The following is a 21,876-nucleotide window of genomic DNA, read 5'->3' as shown; positions in this document are numbered from 1 at the left end:
AACTCCGCGAATCGTCCCACCCCCTTCCCTCGGGAGAAGGTGATCCTGAGCACTGCACGGAACGCGGGGGCCCGGAGGTCTTACTCTCTTGCCCACGGCACTCGCCACCCGTACGAGCGCCGCCACATCCGCCGCAAGACACATGGGAGTCACCACAGTGACCGAAGTGACCGGCGCCCCTGCCGACGTACTGCACACCTTGTTCCGCTCGGACCAGGGGGGACACGAGCAGGTCGTGCTCTGTCAGGACCGGGCCAGCGGCCTCAAGGCCGTGATCGCCATCCACTCCACCGCCCTGGGCCCCGCCCTCGGCGGCACCCGCTTCTACCCGTACGAGAGCGAGGAGGCGGCCGTCGCCGACGCGCTGAACCTCGCCCGCGGGATGTCGTACAAGAACGCGCTCGCCGGGCTCGACCACGGTGGCGGCAAGGCCGTCATCATCGGCGACCCGGACAAGATCAAGAGCGAGGAGCTGCTGCTCGCCTACGGCCGGTTCGTGGCCTCGCTCGGCGGGCGCTACGTGACCGCGTGCGACGTCGGCACGTATGTCGCCGACATGGACATCGTGGCCCGCGAGTGCCGCTGGACCACCGGGCGCTCCCCGGAGCAGGGCGGTGCGGGTGACTCCTCCGTTCTGACCGCCTTCGGTGTCTTCCAGGGCATGCGCGCCTCGGCCCAGCACCTGTGGGGCGAGGCGTCGCTGCGCGGCCGCAAGGTCGGCGTCGCCGGAGTCGGGAAGGTCGGCCACCACCTGGTGGAGCACCTGGTCGAGGACGGCGCCCAGGTCGTGATCACCGATGTCCGCGAGGAGTCCGTACGCCGGATTCTCGACAAGCACCCCGGGGGCGAGGTCACCGCGGTCGCTGACACCGAGGCGCTGATCCGGGTCGAGGGCCTCGATGTCTACGCCCCGTGCGCGCTCGGCGGCGCGCTGAACGACGCCACGGTGCCGGTACTCACCGCGAAGGTGGTGTGCGGCGCGGCCAACAACCAGCTGGAGCACCCGGGCGTCGAGAAGGACCTCGCCGACCGGGGCATCCTCTACGCGCCCGACTACGTGGTGAACGCGGGCGGCGTGATCCAAGTCGCCGACGAGCTGCACGGCTTTGACTTCGACCGCTGCAAGGCCAAGGCGTCGAAGATCTACGACACCACTCTCGCCATATTCGCACGTGCGAAGCGCGATGGCATTCCTCCGGCGGCGGCGGCCGACCGGCTGGCCGAGCAGCGGATGGCGGAGGCCCGCCGCGGCTGAGCCCGCCCGGGTGCGGTGGGGCCCGCTGACGCGGTGTGGGGTGTCTCAGAGAGACGAGACTCACGCTCGTCGGCGGGTCGCCCGCCAATAAGAGGTTAAAATCGGTGTTGACCAGCGGGGACAGGGGTTTCTGAGGGTCTCGGGACGAGGCGCGTCCTGTGAGCGGCGTACCGTATGGCCGCTGAAGCAGGTACCGTTGAAGCCCTACGGACCGGTCTCTCCGAGGAGAGCCCGTTCTGAACCATGAACGCGTGTCAAGACTCTGGGGCCATCGAGCCTCATATCCAAGGGGGTCGAGCCATGGGGCGCGGCCGGGCAAAGGCCAAGCAGACCAAGGTCGCCCGCCAGCTGAAGTACAGCAGCGGCGGGACTGACCTGTCGCGTCTGGCCAATGAGCTGGGCGCATCGACTTCGAGCCAGCCGCCGAATGGCGAGCCGTTCGAAGACGACGAGGACGAAGACCCGTACGCCCAGTACGCGGATCGGTATAACGACGAGGACGAGGACTCTCATGATGAGTCCGGGTCGTCGTCGCGGCGCCGCGGCGCTTGACCTCGTTGCAGAAGCACCAGCTCGCTGATCAGCCAGCAGCAGCTGCACACAGCTAGCAGTGCTAGTGAGCTAGTTAAGCAGTCACCGAACCCGGTCCGGGGCCTCAGCGCCGGACCGGGTTCTGTGCTGCCGTTTTGCTTCAGCTAGCTCAGCTGGCAGTTTTGCCTCAGCTAGCTCAGTTGGCGTAGTCGCCGGTCAGCTCGGCGCCCGTGGTGTGCGCTCCGCCGCGCTCGGTGATCGTTCCGGCGACCCACGCGTCGACACCGCGGTCGGCCAGCGTCGTCAGGGCGACGTCCACCGACTCCTGCGGGACGACCGCCACCATCCCGACGCCCATGTTCAGCGTCTTCTCCAGCTCAAGCCGCTCGACCTGACCGGCCTTGCCGACCAGATCGAAGATCACGCCAGGCGTCCAGGTCGAACGGTCGATCGTGGCGTGCAGGCCGTCCGGGATGACCCGGGCCAGGTTGTTGGCCAGGCCGCCGCCGGTGATGTGGCTGAAGGCGTGCACCTCGGTGGTGCGAGTGAGGGCCAGGCAGTCCAGGGAGTAGATCTTGGTGGGCTCCAGGAGCTCTTCGCCGAGGGTCCGGCCCAGCTCCGGGATCTCCCTCTCCAGGGTCCAGCCCGCGCGGTCGAAGACGACGTGACGGACGAGCGAGTACCCGTTCGAGTGAAGCCCGGACGACGCCATCGCGATGACCGCGTCGCCCTTACGGATACGATCCGGGCCGAGCAGCTGGTCGGCCTCGACCACGCCCGTACCGGCACCGGCGACGTCGAAGTCGTCCACGCCCAGCAGTCCGGGGTGCTCGGCCGTCTCGCCGCCGACCAGGGAACAGCCCGCCAGGACGCAGCCTTCGGCGATGCCCTTCACGATGGCGGCGACCCGCTCCGGGTGGACCTTGCCGACACAGATGTAGTCGGTCATGAAGAGCGGCTCGGCGCCGCACACGACCAGGTCGTCGACGACCATGCCGACCAGGTCATGGCCGATCGTGTCGTACACACCCATCTTGCGGGCGAGGTCGACCTTCGTACCGACGCCGTCGGTCGCGGAGGCCAGCAGCGGGCGCTCGTAGCGCTTGAGGGCGGAGGCGTCGAAGAGCCCGGCGAAGCCGCCGAGGCCGCCCAGGCCCGCGACCTCGGGGCGCTGGGTCTTCCGCACCCACTCCTTCATCAGCTCGACGGCGCGGTCGCCCGCTTCGATGTCGACGCCCGCGCTTGCGTAGCTGGCGCCGCCTTCGGCACTCAGGGACTGAGACATGGCTTCAGAGCTTTCGTGTCGGGTGCGACAGGAGACAGAGGGGGAAGAGACGGGTCTTACGGGCGACGGAGCGCGTCGGCGGCCGCGTGGCCGCTCGCCAGCTCGGTCTCCAGGAGCTGCTTGCCGAGCAGCTCCGGGTCCGGGAGATCCATCGGGTACTCGCCGTCGAAGCAGGCGCGGCAGAGGTTCGGCTTGGCGATGGTGGTCGCCTCGATCATGCCGTCGATGGAGATGTACGAGAGGGAGTCGGCACCCAGCGACTTGCCGATCTCCTCGATCGACATGCCGTTGGCGATCAGCTCGGCGCGGGTGGCGAAGTCGATGCCGAAGAAGCACGGCCACTTCACGGGCGGCGAGGAGATCCGGATGTGCACCTCGGCGGCCCCGGCCTCGCGGAGCATCTTGACCAGGGCGCGCTGGGTGTTGCCGCGCACGATCGAGTCGTCCACGACGACCAGGCGCTTGCCCTGGATGACGTCCTTGAGCGGGTTCAGCTTCAGGCGGATGCCGAGCTGGCGGATGGTCTGCGAGGGCTGGATGAACGTACGGCCGACATAGGCGTTCTTCACCAGGCCCACGCCGAACGGGATGCCGCTGGCCTCCGCGTAGCCGACCGCGGCGGGGGTGCCGGACTCCGGGGTGGCTATCACCAGGTCGGCGTCGGCCGGGGCTTCCTTGGCCAGCTTCCGGCCCATCTCGACCCGCGACAGGTAGACATTCCGCCCGGCGATATCGGTGTCGGGGCGGGCGAGGTACACGTACTCGAAGACACAGCCCTTGGGCTTTGCTTCAGCGAATCGGGAGCTTCGCAGGCCGTTCTCGTCGATGGCGATCAGCTCGCCGGGCTCGACCTCGCGGACGAAGGTGGCGCCGCAGATGTCCAGCGCCGCCGACTCGGACGCGACGACCCAGCCGCGCTCGAGTCGGCCCAGTACCAGCGGGCGGATGCCCTGCGGGTCACGGGCCGCGTACAGCGTCTGCTCGTCCATGAAGACCAGCGAGAAGGCGCCCATGACATCCGGGAGGATCTTCGTCGCGGCCTCTTCGATGGTCAACGGCTTGCCGTCGTCGTCAGTCTGGCCCGCGAGCAGCGCCGTGACGAGGTCGGTGTCGTTGGTGGCGGCCACCTGGGTGGCGCGGCCGTTCTCCCGGGGGAGGTCCGCGACCATCTCGGCGAGCTGCGCGGTGTTCACCAGGTTGCCGTTGTGGCCGAGCGCGATCGAGCCGTGCGCGGTGGCACGGAACGTCGGCTGCGCGTTCTCCCACACCGAGGCTCCGGTGGTGGAGTAGCGGGCATGGCCCACCGCGATATGGCCCTGGAGGGAGCCGAGGGAGGTTTCGTCGAAGACCTGCGAGACCAGACCCATGTCCTTGAAGACCAGGATCTGGGACCCGTTGCTCACTGCGATGCCCGCGGATTCCTGTCCGCGGTGCTGCAGGGCATACAGTCCGAAATAGGTGAGCTTGGCGACCTCTTCACCCGGAGCCCAGACACCGAAGACGCCGCAAGCGTCCTGGGGGCCCTTCTCACCGGGGAGCAGGTCGTGGTTGAGTCGTCCATCACCACGAGGCACAGTTCCGAGTGTAGGCGAGATCGACCACTGGTCCGAATTGGTGATACCACCGCTACACGCAGCGTGACCTCTACCTCTGCTGCTTGTCCTGTGGTCCGGGCGCGGTCGCGTGCAGGCCCTCGCCGTCCTTGGTGAGGACGATGGCGTGGTGCTTCACCTCGTACTGGACCGTGCCGTCGAACACCTTCCGCAGCCGGTCCTCGGCGGTCATCTGGCCTTTCTCGCACATCTTGCGGGTGGTGGTGACGGGCAGTTCGAAGGTGAGCTCGGTGTCGGTGATCTCGGCCTTGCTGGTGAAGTCGTTGCAGCCGAGGTTGCCGCCGACGGTGCCGTCCTTGGCGATGCGGAAGTGCGCTTTGCCTTCCGCCGCCGGGGGGAGGGAGACGAAGCTCTCACCGTCGTCCTCGGCGAAGGCGGTGACCGTCCACTTGGTGCCCTTCAGCGGGGCGGGCTTCTCTTCGGCCAGCTCCACCGTGTCGCCGTCCTCCGTGGTGAGGGTCAGGCGGCCGTCGGTGACCTTGGCGGTGAGGTCGCCCTTGAAGGTGCTGGCGAAGGCGTCCTCGAACTTCTGGATCTTCTTGCCGCAGTGCATCTCGGTCGTGCTGATCGGCCGTACGGTCAGCGTCTTGCCCTTGGCCGTGTACTCGGCGCCGAAGAGGTTGCAGCCGTAGTTGCCTCCGGCTTGGCCTTTGGCGTCGAACTGGACGTAGGCGCGGTCCGGCGCGTCCAGCTTCTCGCCGTCGACGGTCAGGCTCGTGACGCTCCAGTGGACTCCGGTCACCGGGACGTCGGGGACGTCGGAGTCGACGCTGCGGCCGTCGCCCGCGCCGGACGAGCCGCTGCCGCTGCCACCGCCGCTGCCCGACTCGGTGCCGCAGGCGGTGAGCAGTCCCAGGGCCGCGACGGCCGCGAGGGTCACGGCCCTGGAGGAGGTGCGGAGGGCGGATCGCTGGTTGGTCATGCCGCTCTGACGGAACGGGGGCGGTTTCTGGTTCCCGGGCGGGTGGGTGCTCTAGCCCATCAGGGGCAAGAGGGCGGACAGGTCCGCCCGCTCTCCGCTCGCGGCGACCTTCGCCTCGTCCAGCGCGGACTTCCACTCCGTACGCCCGGTGGCGAGCCTGATCCAGGTCAGCGGGTCCGTCTCCACCACGTTCGGCGGCGTGCCCCGGGTGTGCCGGGGGCCCTCGACGCACTGCACCACCGCGTACGGCGGGACCCGTACCTCCGTCGAGGCGCCCGGTGCCTTGACGGCCAGCGCATCGGCAAGCAGCCGGGTGCAGGCGGCCAGCGCCTGGCGGTCGTACGGGATGTCGAGCCCGGCGGCGCGGTTCAGGTCGTCGGTGTGGACGATCAGCTCGACGGTGCGGGTGACCAGGTAGTCGGCGAGTGTGATGGCCCCCGCGGGGGTGGCCAGCAGGCGCTCGCCGGGGGCGGCGTCGAGGTGGCTGTCGAGCCGGTCCGCCGTCCGCGCGTACAGGTCGTCCAGGCTGGGCTCCGCCTCGGCGGCCCGCATCATGCCGTCGCCGATCCGCTCGGCGAAGGCGGCCGAGGCGAACAGCAGGCCGTGCGCGTCGATCTCCTGGCGCGCGGGCTCGTCCCTGTCCAGGAAGTGGTTCACCGAGTCGACCGTGATGGCGATGTGCACCACCAGCGCGCGGACCGTCCAGTCCCCCAGGTGCGTGGGGCGCGCGAGCTGCTCGTCCGTCAGCGTGCGTACGGCTTCGCGCACCCGCGTGAACTGCGCGATGACGGCGGTACGGATCTTGGCGGGGTCGTAGGTACGGGCGCGGCGCTTGGCGGGTGGCATAGGGCGAGAGTAACTGCGGGCACTGACAGGGCGGTCCGGCCGAAGAGGGGACACTCTGAGAGCCTGGGTCACAGCGGGACCTGTGTCACAGCAGGAGCAGGACGACCGCCGCCCAGACCACGGTCGCCACGACCGCCAGCGGGCCGAGCGGCATCCCCTGGTCACCCGGCGCACTGTCCTCGGTGGGGCGCAGGGCCGGGTAGGTGTGCAGCGCGCGGATCTCCTCCACGGCCCGGAGGGAGACGGTGTCGGCGCCGAGTCTCCGCTCCAGCCAGGGCCAGCCCGCACAGATCAGGGAGACGCGTACGGCGTCCTTGCCTGGTTGGGGCGCGCGGGCGTGCAGGACGATGCCGTCGCCCGTGTGCTCGGCCCGGTCGAGGTCGGCCCAGGTGATGTGCCGGACCCGCCAGGCACCGGCGACCCACAGGCCGGATCGGTCGGCGGTGATACGCCAGTTGAGGGCGACGGCGATCGCGTTGACAGCCGTGGGCAGGAAGGCCAGCGCGAAAACCCAGCTCAGCCGGAAACCATCGGGGTCGTTCAGCAGTCCCCAGATCACGGCGGTCTCGACGACCAGCATCAGGACGCCACCCGCCCGCCCGACCGGGCCTGCCGACCAGCGCTGTGGCCGCTCGGTGGGAGTGATCGAGGCGGCGGTCTCCTCGGGGGACCGCATCCGGGTGCGCTCGCGTCCGGGAGCTTCGGGAGCGGGGTCGCGGTCGCGGTGGTCGTCTCCGGGACCGGGCCCGGTGGGGAGCTTGGCGCCGGTTCCGCTCGGGAGGAGTCCGGCGAACGCGCGGGGGGTGCGGACCGGTGCGGCGGAGCACTCGACGACCACCTCGTCGTCGTCGGTGGCCACGAGGGTCAGCTCGCCGCCGGTGTGCGGAGATCCGTAGAGCACGGCTTCGCGCAGCGGTTCGCTGGACTCCAAGTTCCGGAAGGCGGCGGCGAAGGCGGCCACCGCCTCCGTGGCCGCGTGGTCGGCCCGGCCGCCTTCACTGTCGCCGTGCTCGCCGTGCTCGCCGTGCTCGTCGTCCGTGGGGTCGTCGACGCGCGCGGTGTAGACGCGGAATATGGGGTGCTCCCCGGCGAGGTCGTCCGCCGCGTAGACGTAGGTGTCCGCCGTATCGCCCTCGCGCACCAGGACCCTCAGTACGGGCAGCGGCCCCGCGTTCAGGCGCGTGCGGCGGCGTCGGCCGTCGATGCCGTTGCTGAGGAACGCGAGCCCCGGCAACGCCGCCCCGAGCAGAAGCAGTTGCCAGCCGGACGCGTCGTACGGCTCGGCGACCAGCCGTGCCCAGGGGGCGCCGCTGATGGCGCCGACTGTGTCTTCGCCGCCGCCGTCGTATTCCTCGACCAGGACGGCGGTCTCGGTGCCGACGGGGTGGTTCTCGGGGGAGAGCGCGTCGAGGGTCAGCTTCCCGCCGTCGGGCAGCCGGACCGTGAGGCTCTCCTCGCCCTGCTCGGTGACCTGGGCGCGTACGAGGGTCGCGCGCGCCGCCCGCGCCTGATCTCGCGCGACGGCGTCGACACCCTGCCAGGCCGCGAAGACGGCGACGGCCAGCAGCGGAGCAGCCATGATCATCGAGGCCCGGCCCCGCTTGAAACGGATGGCGGACGCGGGTGCGGGGTGTCTGCCGGGACCCGCCGCCCGCTCGGCGAGCGTCCGCTGCCGCTGCCGTGCCGCGACTCGCTCCAGGAGGGTGAGGGCAGCGAAGACGGCGGCCACGAGTACGGCGATCCGCGCCGTTCCGGGCGTCGTCCCCAGCGCCTCGGCGGACAGCAGGACCGTACCGGTGAGCGGCCCGATGACCAGGAGGGCCAGGGCGGGCTGGCGCCAGATCCAGTACAGCTCGAGCAGTGCCAGCCCGGCGAGCGTCATCCCCCACCACTCGGGACCGCAGGGCGCGGCCTGGGTGCAGACCGGCGTCGTGTCCACGACCAGCACCGCCCAGAGCGTGGTGGCCAGCAGCGCCAGGCTCGCCCACAGCGGATGGGTCCAGCGACCGGGCACGGTGGCGGCCCAACGACGAGCGTCGGCGGACTGCCAGGCCGGAGTGCCCGCCGGTATGTGCTCGGGCGGCAGGGACACGGGGAAGTCGATCATTCGCGCATTATGACCGCGGATGCGTCACCTACGGTGAACTTTTCGCCACCACCCGGGACACCAACCCCGCGCCAGGTGAAGGGAATACCGCGCGCCGTGTCCACGTCCGGGCTGTCCATGAGCTGGAAGTGGAGGTGCGGTTCGCTGGAGTTGCCCGAGTTCCCACACCGGCCGATGAGCTGACCGGCCGTGACCCGGTCGCCGGGGCGTACGGCGAGCGAACCCTGCCGCAAGTGGGCGTAGGCGGCATACACGCCGTCGCCGAGGTCGAGTACGACGTGATTGCCAAGCACCCGGTGCGAGCCGACGAGACCGCGCAGCTCGCCCTCGGCGAGCAGCAGCCACAGCACCAGGAGCAGGGAGTTACGGCTGAGGTGGTCGCGCTGCCGGTCAGTGGCGGCCACGACGGTGGCATCGGCGGCCGCGTACAGCGGGGCACCGAACGCCGGGAAGGCGCGCGGGCTCCGGGCAAGCGGCCACAGCCAGGCGAAGCCGGGGCGGGGGGCGCCTTCCGGCTCGCTCACGATGTCGATGGCGTAGGTCTGGCCGAGCTGGTGGGTGCCATGGCTCGGGGTGCGGTCGGCCGGACTGTTCAGCGCGGACCAGCGGCCGGTGACCGGCGGGTCCACCTCGATGGGCTGGCGCGGTGCGGCCTTGTGATGGTGAGCGGCCAGTCGACCGTTCGCGATCACGCAGCCGACGCCGAGCACCAGCGGCAGGAACACCCACCAGCCGATGCGGAGATCGAAGGCGATACTCGCCACGACCAACACCGCGAAGGCGAGCGTGAACAGCCGGTACAGACTCCCGAGCACCTTGTGCAGGGACATGATTCCCCCATTTCTCCTGGCGTGGGCGGCCGCTGGTCAGGGCCGCGTTGTGGCGATGGCCACCAGCAGCGGCACGACCCGGGTGACAGGCACCTCGTACTTGCCGCGGCCGGTGCTGTGCAGCCAGCCCGCGCTGGTCAGTTGGCGCAGGTGGTGGTAGATCTGGCCGCTGGTGCCGACCCCTTCGAGGTCGGTCAGCTCGGCGACCGTGCGGCGGCCGCCGACGATCTCTCGCAGCAGCCGCATCCGTACGGGATGGCCGAGCGCGGCGAACGCCTCGGCGGCCTCGGCCCACTCGCCCTCGATCAGGTCGTCGGTGGTGAAGGCCCGCTGCCACCCGTACTGCTCCTCGGTCGGAAGCCGTACGGACCCGGTGAACAGCACCCCGCCGTCCGGCTCTTCCTGAAGGTCCTCCTTGAGGCGTTCGAGCGCCCAGAACTCCTCGCCGAGCGGGCTGAACCGCCCACTCGGGCGATCTTCGGCAGCCTCCAGGGCCGCGAGCCGCCGTTCCAGTTCCGCTACGCGCTCTTCAAGCTCCATCGTCGAACTCCACACGTCGAAGATACGTAATTACGTAATTCCTGGCAACAGGGGGGCGCAAGGCGCAGGGGCCCAGAACGCACTGCGGCCCCGCCCGAAGTGAATCCGAGCGGGGCCGAAGTGGCAGGTGATCAGCCGAACAAGCCCGGCAGGGTCTGCTCGTATGCCGCCCGGAGCTCGGTCAGCTCGATGCTGAACTCGCCCTGGAGCTCGACCGCGTCGCCGTCCACGACGCCGATCCGCGTCACCGGCAGCCCGCGCGCGCCGCACATGTCGGTGAAGCGGAGCTCCTCGCTGCGCGGTACGGCGACGACCGCGCGGCCCGCCGACTCGCTGAACAGGAAGGTGAAGCCGTCCAGGCCATCCGGGACGACCAGCCGCGCGCCCTTACCGCCGCGCAGGCAGGACTCGGCGACCGCCTGCACCAGGCCGCCGTCCGACAGGTCGTGCGCGGCGTCGATCATGCCGTCGCGGGAGGCCGAGATCAGGATCTCGGCGAGCAGCCGCTCACGCTCCAGATCGACCCGCGGCGGCAGACCACCGAGGTGGTCGTGGACGACCTGGGACCAGGCCGAGCCGCCGAACTCCTCGCGCGTCTCGCCCAGCAGGTAGAGGAGCTGGCCCTCTTCCGCGAAGGCGATCGGCGTGCGGCGGGACACGTCGTCGATCACGCCGAGTACGGAGACCACCGGTGTGGGGTGGATCGCCGCCTCGCCGGTCTGATTGTAGAGCGAGACGTTGCCGCCGGTGACCGGGGTGCCCAGGGTCAGACAGGCGTCGGCCAGACCACGGGTGGTCTCAGCGAACTGCCACATCACGTCCGTGTCCTCGGGCGAACCGAAGTTCAGGCAGTCGGAGACCGCGAGCGGCCGCGCGCCGGTCGCGGCGACGTTGCGGTACGCCTCGGCCAGCGCCAGCTGCGCGCCCGCATACGGGTCCAGCTTGCTGTACCGGCCGTTGCCGTCGTTGGCGAGGGCGACGCCGAGGCCGGTCTGCTCGTCGATCCGGACCATGCCGGAGTCCTCGGGCTGCGCCAGCACCGTATTGCCCTGGACGAAGCGGTCGTACTGGTCGGTGACCCAGGACTTGGACGCCTGGTTCGGCGAGGCGACCAGCTGGATGACCTGCTCGCGCAGCTCAGCCGATGTGGCCGGGCGCGGGAGCTTGTTCGCGTCGTCCGCCTGGAGGGCGTCCTGCCAGGACGGGCGGGCGTACGGGCGCTCGTAGACCGGGCCGTCGTGGGCGACCGTGCGCGGGTCCAGGTCGACGATCTTCTCGCCGTGCCAGAAGATCTCCAGCCGGTCGCCGTCCGTCACTTCACCCACGACGGTCGCGGTGACGTCCCACTTCTCGCAGATCGCGAGGAAGCGCTCGACCTTCTCCGGCTCGACGACCGCGCACATGCGTTCCTGGGACTCACTCATGAGGATTTCCTCGGGAGTGAGCGTGGAGTCGCGCAGCGGTACGTCGTCCAGCTCGACGCGCATTCCACCGGTGCCGTTGGACGCCAGCTCGGAGGTCGCGCAGGACAGTCCGGCCGCGCCGAGGTCCTGGATGCCGACAACCAGCTTCTCGGCGAAGGCCTCCAGGGTGCACTCGATGAGCAGCTTCTCCTGGAAGGGGTCACCGACCTGGACGGCCGGACGCTTCGACGGCTTCGCGTCGTCGAACGTCTCGGAGGCGAGGATCGAGGCGCCGCCGATGCCGTCGCCGCCGGTGCGGGCGCCGTACAGGATGACCTTGTTGCCGGGTCCTGAGGCCTTCGCGAGGTGGATGTCCTCGTGCCGCATGACGCCGATGGCGCCCGCGTTGACCAGCGGGTTGCCCTGGTAGCAAGCGTCGAAGACCAGCTCGCCGCCGATGTTCGGCAGGCCCAGGCAGTTGCCGTAGCCGCCGATGCCCGCGACCACGCCCGGCAGGACGCGCTTGGTGTCGGGGTGGTCGGCCGCGCCCATCCGCAGCGGGTCGACGACCGCGACCGGGCGCGCGCCCATCGCGATGATGTCGCGGACGATGCCGCCGACGCCGGTCGCCGCGCCCTGGTAGGGCTCGACGTACGAGGGGTGGTTGTGCGACTCGACCTTGAAGGTGACCGCGTAGCCGTGGCCGACGTCGACGACGCCCGCGTTCTCACCGATGCCGACGAGCATCGCGTCGGACTGCGGGGCCTTCTCGCCGAACTGCCGCAGATGGACCTTGCTGCTCTTGTACGAGCAGTGCTCGGACCACATCACCGAGTACATGGCAAGTTCGGCGCCGGTCGGGCGGCGGCCGAGGATCTCGCGTACGCGCGCGTACTCGTCCTCCTTGAGGCCGAGTTCGGCCCAGGGCAGCTTGGTGTCCGGGGTCTCGGCCGCGTGCTTGACCGTGTCGAGCGTCATGCGTTGACCAACTTCTTCAGGATCGAGGTGAAGAAACCGAGGCCGTCGGTACGGCCCGTGCCGACCAGCGGCTCGACCGCGTGCTCGGGGTGTGGCATGAGGCCGACGACGTTGCCCGCCTCGTTGGTGATCCCGGCGATGTCACGCAGCGAGCCGTTCGGGTTGCCGTCCAGGTAGCGGAAGGCGACCCGGCCCTCGGCCTCCAGGAGGTCCAGGGTGCGCTCGTCGGCGACGTACCGGCCATCGATGTTCTTGAGCGGGATCGAGATTTCCTGGCCCGCCGTGTAGTCGGCGGTCCAGGCGGTGCTCGTCGACTCCACCCGGAGCTTCTGGTCGCGGCAGATGAAATGCAGGTGGTTGTTGCGCAGCATCGCGCCGGGCAGCAGGTGGCTCTCGGTGAGCACCTGGAAACCGTTGCAGATACCGAGCACCGGCATTCCGGCCTTGGCCTGGTCGATGATCGTCTCCATCAGCGGCGAGAACCGGGAGATGGCGCCGGCCCGCAGATAGTCGCCGTAGGAGAAACCGCCGGGCAGCACCACGGCGTCGACCTGCTTGAGGTCCTTGTCGCGATGCCACAGCGGCACTGCTTCGGCACCGGCGATACGGACGGCGCGCTGGGTGTCGCGGTCGTCGAGGGTGCCGGGGAAGGTGACGACTCCGATGCGAACATTCCAGCGGCCCGTAGGGCCTCCGTTGAGGGTGGCGGTGGGCGACGGGCGGGCTGTCACTTCGGCCCCTCGGACGTCTCGACCTTCACTTCGAAGTCCTCGATAACGGTGTTGGCGAGGAAGGTTTCGGCCATCTCGTGGATGCGGGCGAGGGCGGCGTCATCGACCGGTCCCTCCACCTCGAGCTCGAAGCGCTTCCCTTGGCGGACGTCCGCGATTCCCTCGAAACCGAGGCGCGGCAGTGCACGCTGCACCGCCTGCCCCTGGGGGTCGAGGATCTCCGGCTTGAGCATGACGTCGACGACGACGCGTGCCACTGGCACTCCCGGTGTGTGGTGCGTGAGCTGGTCAGTTCAGACTACCCGGACAAAATTTCTACGCGAGTAGATTCGTAGTTACCTACGTGACGGCCATCACGTTCGGGTATCGAAACCCGCCCCTCGGGGAAAACTCGCGGAAAATCTGACCCCTGGCCCACACACTGCCACCGGATCGACATTGCACCGGAGACACGCTGAGAGATTAAACCGGGCTTCACAATGCAATGCTGAGCACTGTACAAAGGAAACAGAAGGAAAAGCACAAAGGCACCACCGCATACTCGAAACAGCTGGAAAGCTGAGCATCACCGCAGGTCATCGTGGCGATGCCACATGAAGGGACCGATATTCGTGGCGCAACGTGTCGTGGTCACTCTCTCTGACGACATCGACGGCGGAGAAGCGTCGGAAACGATCGCCTTCGGCCTGGACGGCAAGTCGTACGAGATCGACCTCAATCCAGCCAATGCCAAGAAACTACGCAAGGCGCTGGCTCCGTACCTGCACGCGGGCCGCAAGAAGACCGGGAAGCCGGGTAAAGCGGGTAAGCCGGGCAAGGTCATCTTCAAGCACACCGCGGTGACGGCCGACCCGTCGGCGGTTCGCGCCTGGGCGCGGTCGCACAAGATGGACGTACCGGCGCGTGGCCGGATTCCGAAGAGGGTCTACGAGGCGTTCGAGGCGGCCAACTGAGCCTGGGCGGGCGGCCGGGCGGCCGGGTGGCCGGGTGGGTCCGCACCGACCCGGACCGACCCGGCCCCAACCTCGGCGCCAGCCTCAGCGCCAGCCTCGGCACCAACCCAGCTGGCACCGCCGTACGCAGCCGACTTGCGCTGCACCCCTGTTGATCAGCTAGAGTCTGGAACACGCCGCAGGGCACGGGCCGAAAGGCCGGGCCACGCGGAGTACATGCGGGTGTAGTTCAGTAGCAGAACACCCCCCTTCCAGGGGGGAGGCGCAGTGTGCAATTCCTGTCACCCGCTCTGCATCGCTTACCAATCACGCAAGTCGATCAGGTAAGCTGGTGCCTGCGCCGACCGGTGAGAGCCGATCGGATGCGATGCGGACGTAGCTCAGTTGGTAGAGCGCAACCTTGCCAAGGTTGAGGTCGCCAGTTCGAACCTGGTCGTCCGCTCGGGAAAGAAGCCCCGATACCTGTCTCAGGTATCGGGGCTTCTTCGTGTGAGGGTGGCCACATCCGTGGGGCGCGCGGCTGTCTGGCGGTCAGGCCGTCCGGACACCAACACCTCGCCATACGCGGCCGATCGCGCGCCCAGGACAGCCAGGTCGGCCGGGCCGAAGATCGGCAGGAGGAACCGTCACACAGCGGTGTGTCTCACCCGCCAGCGACGTTGGCTATAGTGGATGTCGCACGCAGCGCCAAGCGGCGCGGCAGGCGAACGTAGCTCAGTTGGTAGAGCGCAACCTTGCCAAGGTTGAGGTCGCGAGTTCGAACCTCGTCGTTCGCTCCATAGGAAGAAGCCCCCGATGTCAGTGACATCGGGGGCTTCTTCGTGCCTGCCTCGGCACGCTACGACCAGGCCGTACCCGTCAGCAGCTCGTACGCCTCCAGGTACTTGGCGCGCGTACGGTCCACGACCTCCTGCGGCAGCGCGGGCGGCGGCTGCTCGCTGCGGCGGTCCCAGCCGGAGGCCGGAGAGGTCAGCCAGTCCCGGACGAACTGCTTGTCGTACGACGGCTGAGCGCGGCCCGGCTGCCAGCTCTTCGCGGGCCAGAAACGCGAGGAGTCCGGGGTGAGGACCTCGTCGGCGAGGGTGAGCCGGGGTGCTGCGCCCTTGCCGTCGCCCTTGCCTTCGCCGTCACCCGCGCCGTCGCTGGCGAAGCCGAACTCGAACTTCGTGTCCGCCAGGATGATCCCGCGGTCCCGCGCCATGTCCCGGGCCCTGCCGTACACGGCGAGGGTGGCCTGGCGCAGCTGGGCGGCGGTCTCGGCGCCGACCTGGCGGGCGACCTCCTCGTACGACACGTTCTCGTCGTGCTCGCCGACCTCGGCCTTGGTGGCGGGCGTGAAGATCGGTGCGGGCAGCTCGGAGCCGTCGGCCAGGCCCTCGGGCAGGGCGAGTCCGCAGACGGTGCGGGTCTGTTCGTACTCGGCCAGCCCCGAGCCGGTGAGATAGCCGCGCGCGACACACTCGACGGGGATCATCCGCAGGGACTGGCAGATCAGCGTCCGGCCCGCCCAGTCGTCGGGGGCGCCCGGCGGCAGTTCGGTGGAGATGACGTGGTTCGGGACCAGGTCGGCCAGGCGCTCGAACCACCACAGCGACAGCTGGGTGAGCACCCGGCCCTTGTCGGGGATCTCGCTGGGCAGCACCCAGTCGTAGGCGGAGATACGGTCGCTCGCGACCATGACGAGGTCGCCCGCGTCGTTCTGGTACAGGTCGCGCACCTTGCCGGTGTGCAGATGCACCAGGCCCGGCACCTCTACAGGCTCGGGCTTTTCAACGAATCCGGACACGGTTCCTCCCCGTCGTTTCGTCCATGGTCCCGATTCTCCCGCATGTCGGACGGAACCATGGCCAGGGGTGGGTCGGCAGGCGCTGATACAGGCGCTGGTGGCGGTCAGTCGCGCTTGCAGATGCGGTCCAGGAGGTTGGCGGTCGCCCGTTGGATGCGGGCGTCCACATGGCCGGGGCGGTCGAGCGCCGGGGACCACGCGAACGTCCCGGACGCGAAGACCAGGGCGCCGGACGGGGCGCGGTAGAGGGAGGTCTCCTGGTGGCGGCGGGTGCCTTCGCTGTCCTCGTACGGGGAGTGGGCGAGCAGAATGCGGCCCTGGTGCTCGGGGAGGGGTGTGCGCGGGAAGTACCGGTCGGCCTCGCCCGCGACCAGTCCGGCGAGCTCGTCGCCCTCGTACGCGCCGGTCGCCTCCCAGAGCCAGTGCTCGGCGTTCCGCACGACCATGGGGCTGGGCTCGGGGACCCGGCCCGCGTACTGGATGCCCAGGAGCTGCTGTTCGGGCCGGTCGATCTCGCGCCAGAGGGCGGGCTTGCCGGGGCCGTGGCGCTTACGGCAGGTGAGCAGGCGGTCGGCGACGCCGGAGGCGGAAGGGCCCAGCTCGACCTGCCAGTACATGGTGTTGGCGGAGAGGAAGACGAGCGAGGTGCCGTGGTCCCTGGCGAGTTCGGCGCTGCGGCGCATGGGCACGGACCAGTACTCGTCGTGGCCGGGGAAGACCAGGCCTCGGTAGCGCGTCGGGTCGATGCGGCCCGCGTGCAGGTCGCGGGTGTCGGCGTAGGCGAGGTCGTAGCCGTACCGCTCGGCCCAGCGGATGAAATCGTAGGCGTGGCCGACGTGCAGCGGCAGGCCCGCGCCCGCGTACGGGCGGTCGAAGGAGACCGTGATGGCAGCGTCGCGCTCGCCGAGCAGACGGCCCTGCTCGTCCCAGGCGTGGTAGAGGCTGGCGCCGGTGCGGCCGTCCTCGGGGTAGAGGTTGTACGCCTGCCAGGTGATGTCCGGCATGAGGAGCAGCAGGTCGGCCGGATGACTGTCGCGGACCGTGAACGGGATGTGCGAGCGGTAGCCGTCGGCGGTGGTGAGGACCGCGACGTAGGCGCCGTTGCTCCAGTAGCTGGGGATCTGCAACCGCCAGGACAGCCACCAGTGGTGGCACGAGACCGTGCGGTCGGCGGTGAGCGGGGGCGGCTGGACGATGCCGGAGAGCCGGGGGCTGGTAGTGATCTTCGAGGCGCCGTCACCGCCGTAGTGCCCGATGCGGTAGATGTCGACGCCGAACTGCTGGGGCGGGTCCACCGTGACGTGGAAGTCGATCGCCTCGCCGGGGGCCGCCGCGCCGGTGGCGGTGAAGCCCTTGATCTGCCGGTGTACGTCATCCGCGCCGCAGAGGCCGCTGGTGCGGGGCGTCGGGATGTTCGCGCCGGGGGCGGGGGCGTGGTCGACGTACCAGGGGACGACCTTGCCCGTGTCGTCGAAGTAGTGCTCGCTGCCGCGCAGCCAGGGCAGCGGGCCTTGGCCGAAGGGGTCCGAGACGGCATGCGCCAGCGCTCCCGACTCCCATCGGCGGATCTGCTCCACTCCCATGTCGCTCCCCTCCCTCGCTCCCCCGAGGTCCACACGCCGACTGGCTGAATCAGCGACCGATCCCAGCACATCACATTACGCACGCACTCCGTCACCGTTCGTCGCGAATTGGCGAGAACGGAAGCCGCTGCTCCGCATGCTCTGCCTGGTCCGCCTGCTCTGCCCGCTCCGTCTGCTCGCCTCTCGTTCCGGGGCCCGGGTGCCGGGTGCCGGGTTCCGGGCAGACTCGACCGACTGTGGCGGCCTCTCCGCTCAGACCAGGCGTACCGGCTTCTCGGGGCGCACGCCCCGATGGGCGAGCCAGTCCCGCAGTGGGTCGGGGTCGCCGTCCTCGACCAGACTCAGCACCGGCGGGGCCAGGTCCGTCGCCCGCTCACCCGCTATCAGCAGGGCGGGGCCGTCCAGCCAGTCCAGGCCGGGGGCGGCGCCCGCGGTGTCGATGGCGGCACAGCAGACCATCGCGGTGACATGGTCAACGAGCAGCTCGCGCCCCGTACGGGGTGGCTGGAGCGGGAAGAGCGGCAGCTGTCCGTCGTCCCACAACCCGTCGTCAGGGCCCAGGCCGGGCGGGACCGGCGGGGGCGCGGCCGCCTCTTCGCGGGCCACCTCGGCGGTGAGCCGCGCCGCGAGGATCTCGCTGCGGTCACTCTCCGTGCCGGTCGGGGCGTGGGGCGCGTGGTCCGCCGCCGTGTCTGCTGGGGCGTGGTGGGGCGGATGTGGCGCGGACTCCGCGGTGGCCTTTGGCGTGAATGCGGCCGTCGGGTCTGGGGCGGGTACGGGCGTCGAGTCTGGGGTGGGTACGGGCGTCGGGTCTGGGGCGGGTACGGGCGTCGAGTCTGGGGCGGACGCCCGCGTCGGCGTTTCTGTGGCGGTCAGGTGGTCCATGACCCGGTTCAGGGTCGGGACCTCGGGGTCGGCTACGGCTACGGCTACGAGGTCACCGCCGTGGCCGGTGCCGGATTCCGTACCGGGGCCGATTCCGGAGTCGGTTCCTCGGCCGGGCGCGGTCGACGGGGTGCCCGTGCGGCCGCCGTGTACGCCCAGGGTGTCCAGGACCCGGTGCAGCCGAGCGGCGTCCATCCGCCACTTGCGGTCGACCACCTCGTCCGGGTACTCCTGCCAGCCCACCGGGGACCAGTCCGGAGTCTGCTCCGCTGGCCCGCCGTGGAACAGCCGGGCGGCCAGCAGTGAAGCGGCCTCGTCCACGGTGCCTGGCTCCTCCAGGAGGTCGCAGGCGGGGCGCTGGCCCAGCCGGGAGGCGAAGCCGTCGGCCAGCCGGTCGCGCCGGGAGAGTTCGGTGAGCGCGGAGACCACGCCCGCGTCCAGCCGCGAGGGCCAGCGGCCCATCCGCCAGGCGGGCAGCGCGACCCGGGTCAACAGCCGGTCCCAGCCCGCGTACGCCAGGCCGACCTGCTCCTGGGCGACGATCCGCGGACCGTAGTCCACAGCCTGTGCACGCTCGGCGGCGGACGCCGCGACCCCCCGCTCCATCTCCGCCGCATGACCGCGGCAAGCCCGCAGCAGCAGCCGCGAGATCCAGCCGACACCGGACAGGACGGCGCGGGACAACGGCCCTCTTTCGGGCCGGGACGCGACGGCCACCGCGGCGTCCAGCCCCCGCACGAAGCGCCGGGCCGCGGCTATGTCCGGGTGCGCCGACGGGCCCGTACCGGCGACGACGGGGGCGAGGACGGCCCGCAGCTCACCGACCCGCATCCACCACATGAAGGGCGAGCCAATGACGAGCACGGGCGCCGCCGTACGCGGCCCGTCGTCGCCGGTTCGGGCCCGGCGGGACCGTGACGCGCGGGATCGCGGCGGGCCCTGGGCCGGGTGGGTACGGTCCTCCAGCCAGCTGTCACAGTCCGGGGTGAGCGCTATCGCCGAGGGCGCGGGCACGTCCAGGCGGTCGGCGAGGTCCCGCACCAGGCGGTACAGATCGGGGGCCGACGCCTCGACGATCGGGACGGTGGGGCTGAGGGCGGGGCGCGCGCGGGCGACCACGAGTGCCACCCCCGCCGCGGCGAGCAGCACCAACAGGGCCCCGACGCTCAGCGACCAGAGCGCGACGTCCATGCCTCCCCCGCGACCGATCCGGTCGGTCGCGACGGCGGCCAGCAGCACCACGGCGACCGCGGCGGGCAGCAGTGCGACCGCCAGCGCCCTGCTGCGGACCCGCAGCACGGCCAGTGCCTGGGAGCGCGCTGCCCGCGCACCCGCCTCGCCCCCCAGACTGGTTCCGGACACGACCGGACGTCACCCCCTCTGCCCTGCGACGGCTTTGCTCACTCCCCCACTGTGACACCCACCACTGACATCGCAATGTCGGTGGGCCAAGTGCCGGAATGCTTGCGCCGCACCCTAGTTGGGGCGTCAGGGCCCGTCAGTCATATGGGGGACTGCTCACTCGATGGAATGGCTTTGGGTAAAGCTGATGACGCGTGGGGCCCGGATCAGCTGTCAGATCCGGGCCCCACGCGTCAGGTGTCGTTGGCTACTGAGCCGCGGCCTCCGCCGCCGCGGCGGCAATGTCGGTCCGGTGCTGCGAGCCGTCGAGGCGGACCCGGGCGACAGCCGCGTACGCCCGCTCGCGGGCCTGGGCCAGGTCCTGCCCGGTGGCCGTCACGGACAGCACGCGGCCGCCCGCGCTCACTACCGCGTCGCCGTCCCGCTTGGTTCCGGCGTGGAGCACGTACGCGTCCGGCGCGTCCCGCGCCTCGACCTCGTCCAGTCCTTCGATCGGGTCACCGGTACGCGGGGTCTCGGGGTAGTTGTGCGAGGCGATGACCACCGTCACGGCCGCCTCATCGCGCCAGGTCAACGGGGGCTCGGCGGCGAGCGTGCCCTGCGCGGCGTTCAGCAGGACGCTGGCGAGCGGGGTGCGCAGCCGGGCCAGTACGACCTGGGTCTCGGGGTCGCCGAAGCGGGCGTTGAACTCGATGACCCGAACACCACGGCTGGTGATCGCCAGACCGGCGTACAGCAGGCCCGAGAACGGCGTCCCGCGGCGGCGCAGCTCGTCGACCGTGGGCTGCAGGACGGTCGCCATGACCTCGTCGACCAGCTTCGGGTCGGCCCACGGGAGCGGCGAGTACGCGCCCATCCCGCCGGTGTTGGGGCCCTCGTCGCCGTCCAGGGCGCGCTTGAAGTCCTGGGCGGGGGTGAGCGGCAGTACGGTCTCGCCGTCGGTGATCGCGAAGAGGGAGACCTCGGGGCCGTCCAGGAACTCCTCGATGACGACGCGTTCGCAGGCGAGCGCGTGCGCCTTCGCGGCCTCCAGGTCTCCGGTCACCACGACGCCCTTGCCCGCGGCGAGGCCGTCGTCCTTGACCACGTACGGGGGGCCGAAGGCGTCCAGGGCGGCCGCGGCCTCGTCCGGTGTGGTGCAGACGTAGGAGCGGGCGGTCGGGACACCGGCGGCCGCCATCACGTCCTTGGCGAAGGCCTTGGAGCCCTCAAGCTGCGCGGCCTCCTTGGACGGGCCGAAGCACGGGATGCCCGCGGCGCGTACGGCGTCGGCGACCCCGGCGACCAGCGGCGCCTCCGGGCCCACGACCACCAGCCCGACGCCGAGGCGCGTCGCGAGCTCGGCGACGGCCGAGCCGTCGAGGGCGTCGACCGCGTGCAGCTCAGCGACCTGGGCGATACCGGCGTTGCCGGGCGCGCAGTGCAGGGCGGTGACGTCGGGGTCGAGGGACAGAGAGCGGCACAGGGCGTGTTCGCGGGCGCCGCCGCCGATGACGAGGACCTTCACGCGGTGCAGCCTAGCTGGCGTGCGGCTGTGCGTTTGTACGGGTAGGGGCGGAGGGGACTTGTGCGATCGCCCTAACCGGGGAACTCGTTCTCGTTCGTCTATTCGTTGGTGTACTCCTCGATCACCGTCGCGCCCAGTTCGCGGACGATCAGGTCGTGGCCGGACAAGGCGGACTCGTCCAGGTCCGGGTCGTCGTCTTCGGGGTTGTCGTCCTCGGGCGCGACGGGCGGCGGCGGCTCGGGAGCGCGGTACTGCGGCTCGGGAGCCGGAACCGGAGCTGGGGCGGGGACCCGGCTTGCCGCCGGGGCCGCCGAGGGCTGCCCGGGCGGCTGCGGGGTTGGCTCGGGCGCGGAGGCGGAGGTGGGAGCTGGTGTCGGTGTCGGTGTCGGCGTCGGGGCTGCGGGGCGCGAGGCGACCGCGGCGCCGCCGAAGTTGGCCGCGGCGGGCGGCGGAGCGGAGCCGCCCGAGGGGTCGACGATCGCCTCGATCCGCCACTGCACGTTGAACTGCTCGGACAGCGCCTGGCGCAGTACGTCCTCGCTGCCGCTGCTCGCGAAGTTGTCCCGGGCCCCGGCGTTGATGAAGCCGAGCTGCAGGGTCTGTCCGTCGAAGCCTGCCACCTGGGCGTTCTGGCTGAGCAGAATCCAGGTGAAACGGCGACGGTTCTTGACCGCCTCCAGGATGTTCGGCCAGAGGTTGCGCGGGTCGAGGCCACCGGCGGCGGGAGCCTGGGGCGCGGGAGCGGCCGGTGCCTGCGCC

At 70.5% G+C, this 21,876-nt stretch carries 17 protein-coding genes, 3 tRNA genes and 1 pseudogene; 6 read left to right on the top strand and 15 right to left on the bottom strand.

What is annotated here, in order from left to right; genetic code table 11:
* Positions 1-157: 157 nt before the first annotated feature.
* Positions 158-1,255 (top strand): Leu/Phe/Val dehydrogenase, encoded by a 1,098-nt coding sequence (locus GCN81_RS09005; protein ID WP_156723487.1) that lies wholly within the window; start codon positions 158-160, stop codon positions 1,253-1,255.
* 300 nt (positions 1,256-1,555) lie between these two features.
* Entirely contained in the window at positions 1,556-1,807 is a 252-nt protein-coding gene (locus tag GCN81_RS09000; RefSeq protein ID WP_156723485.1) for a DUF3073 domain-containing protein, read from the top strand.
* Between the two features lie 175 nt (positions 1,808-1,982).
* Here the strand turns inward: GCN81_RS09000 and purM are convergent, their stop codons facing one another.
* From purM to purS, 10 genes are all read right to left on the bottom strand, one after another.
* Complete coding sequence (purM, locus tag GCN81_RS08995; RefSeq protein ID WP_156723521.1) at positions 1,983-3,059, bottom strand: phosphoribosylformylglycinamidine cyclo-ligase; 1,077 nt, start codon at positions 3,057-3,059, stop codon at positions 1,983-1,985.
* Positions 3,060-3,127: 68 nt separating this feature from the next.
* The gene (purF, locus tag GCN81_RS08990) at positions 3,128-4,645 is read right to left on the bottom strand and encodes an amidophosphoribosyltransferase (protein WP_156723483.1); all 1,518 of its coding nucleotides are present in this window, start codon (positions 4,643-4,645) and stop codon (positions 3,128-3,130) included.
* Between the two features lie 70 nt (positions 4,646-4,715).
* Entirely contained in the window at positions 4,716-5,606 is an 891-nt protein-coding gene (locus GCN81_RS08985; protein ID WP_156723481.1) for an META domain-containing protein, read from the bottom strand.
* A 51-nt stretch (positions 5,607-5,657) separates the two neighbouring features.
* Positions 5,658-6,452 carry a maleylpyruvate isomerase family mycothiol-dependent enzyme gene (locus GCN81_RS08980; RefSeq protein ID WP_156723478.1) on the bottom strand — a complete coding sequence of 265 codons (795 nt, stop codon included), beginning with the start codon at positions 6,450-6,452 and terminating at the stop codon, positions 5,658-5,660.
* 85 nt (positions 6,453-6,537) lie between these two features.
* The gene (locus tag GCN81_RS08975) at positions 6,538-8,559 is read right to left on the bottom strand and encodes a hypothetical protein (protein ID WP_156723477.1); all 2,022 of its coding nucleotides are present in this window, start codon (positions 8,557-8,559) and stop codon (positions 6,538-6,540) included.
* A complete protein-coding gene (locus tag GCN81_RS08970; RefSeq protein WP_156723475.1) occupies positions 8,556-9,389 on the bottom strand; it encodes a M23 family metallopeptidase in 834 nt (277 codons plus the stop codon). Before GCN81_RS08970 ends, GCN81_RS08975 begins: the two co-directional genes overlap by 4 nt.
* A gap of 36 nt (positions 9,390-9,425) precedes the next feature.
* A complete protein-coding gene (locus tag GCN81_RS08965) occupies positions 9,426-9,929 on the bottom strand; it encodes an ArsR/SmtB family transcription factor (RefSeq protein WP_156723473.1) in 504 nt (167 codons plus the stop codon).
* Between the two features lie 131 nt (positions 9,930-10,060).
* On the bottom strand, positions 10,061-12,310 hold the full coding sequence (gene purL, locus GCN81_RS08960) for a phosphoribosylformylglycinamidine synthase subunit PurL (protein ID WP_156723472.1): 2,250 nt from the start codon (positions 12,308-12,310) through the stop codon (positions 10,061-10,063).
* The gene (purQ, locus tag GCN81_RS08955) at positions 12,307-12,975 is read right to left on the bottom strand and encodes a phosphoribosylformylglycinamidine synthase subunit PurQ (protein WP_156723519.1); all 669 of its coding nucleotides are present in this window, start codon (positions 12,973-12,975) and stop codon (positions 12,307-12,309) included. The genes purL and purQ overlap by 4 nt, the downstream gene beginning before the upstream one ends.
* A 62-nt stretch (positions 12,976-13,037) precedes the next feature.
* Positions 13,038-13,298, bottom strand: coding sequence for a phosphoribosylformylglycinamidine synthase subunit PurS (gene purS, locus GCN81_RS08950; RefSeq protein ID WP_156723469.1), 261 nt, complete (start codon positions 13,296-13,298; stop codon positions 13,038-13,040).
* 354 nt (positions 13,299-13,652) lie between these two features.
* Between purS and GCN81_RS08945 the strand changes: the two genes are divergently transcribed.
* The 4 genes from GCN81_RS08945 (at position 13,653) to GCN81_RS08930 (ending at position 14,773) form a co-directional block, all read left to right on the top strand.
* Entirely contained in the window at positions 13,653-13,994 is a 342-nt protein-coding gene (locus tag GCN81_RS08945; RefSeq protein WP_156723467.1) for a histone-like nucleoid-structuring protein Lsr2, read from the top strand.
* Positions 13,995-14,212: 218 nt separating this feature from the next.
* A tRNA-Gly gene (locus GCN81_RS08940) sits at positions 14,213-14,284 on the top strand.
* Positions 14,285-14,363: 79 nt separating this feature from the next.
* Positions 14,364-14,436: transfer RNA gene (locus GCN81_RS08935), tRNA-Gly, on the top strand.
* 261 nt (positions 14,437-14,697) lie between these two features.
* A tRNA-Gly gene (locus tag GCN81_RS08930) sits at positions 14,698-14,773 on the top strand.
* A gap of 59 nt (positions 14,774-14,832) precedes the next feature.
* Here GCN81_RS08930 and GCN81_RS08925 read toward each other — a convergent pair.
* The 5 genes and pseudogenes from GCN81_RS08925 to GCN81_RS31785 form a co-directional block, all read right to left on the bottom strand.
* A complete protein-coding gene (locus GCN81_RS08925; protein WP_156723465.1) occupies positions 14,833-15,780 on the bottom strand; it encodes a phosphoribosylaminoimidazolesuccinocarboxamide synthase in 948 nt (315 codons plus the stop codon).
* Positions 15,781-15,884: 104 nt separating this feature from the next.
* A complete protein-coding gene (locus GCN81_RS08920; RefSeq protein ID WP_156723463.1) occupies positions 15,885-17,363 on the bottom strand; it encodes a N,N-dimethylformamidase beta subunit family domain-containing protein in 1,479 nt (492 codons plus the stop codon).
* A 252-nt stretch (positions 17,364-17,615) separates the two neighbouring features.
* Positions 17,616-19,610: a M48 family metalloprotease gene (locus GCN81_RS08915; protein ID WP_231626548.1), complete on the bottom strand. Its 1,995-nt coding sequence runs from the start codon at positions 19,608-19,610 to the stop codon at positions 17,616-17,618.
* Between the two features lie 247 nt (positions 19,611-19,857).
* Entirely contained in the window at positions 19,858-21,117 is a 1,260-nt protein-coding gene (gene purD / locus GCN81_RS08910; protein ID WP_156723461.1) for a phosphoribosylamine--glycine ligase, read from the bottom strand.
* A 98-nt stretch (positions 21,118-21,215) separates the two neighbouring features.
* Positions 21,216-21,876, bottom strand: a pseudogene (locus tag GCN81_RS31785) (DNA polymerase III subunit gamma and tau); the annotation flags it as partial.

It is taken from the genome of Streptomyces apocyni (assembly GCF_009739465.1).
In the GTDB taxonomy this organism is placed as follows: Bacteria; Actinomycetota; Actinomycetes; order Streptomycetales; family Streptomycetaceae; genus Streptomyces; species Streptomyces apocyni.
Note: the sequence above shows the minus strand (reverse complement) of the source record. Positions and strands in the feature narration are given on the sequence as shown.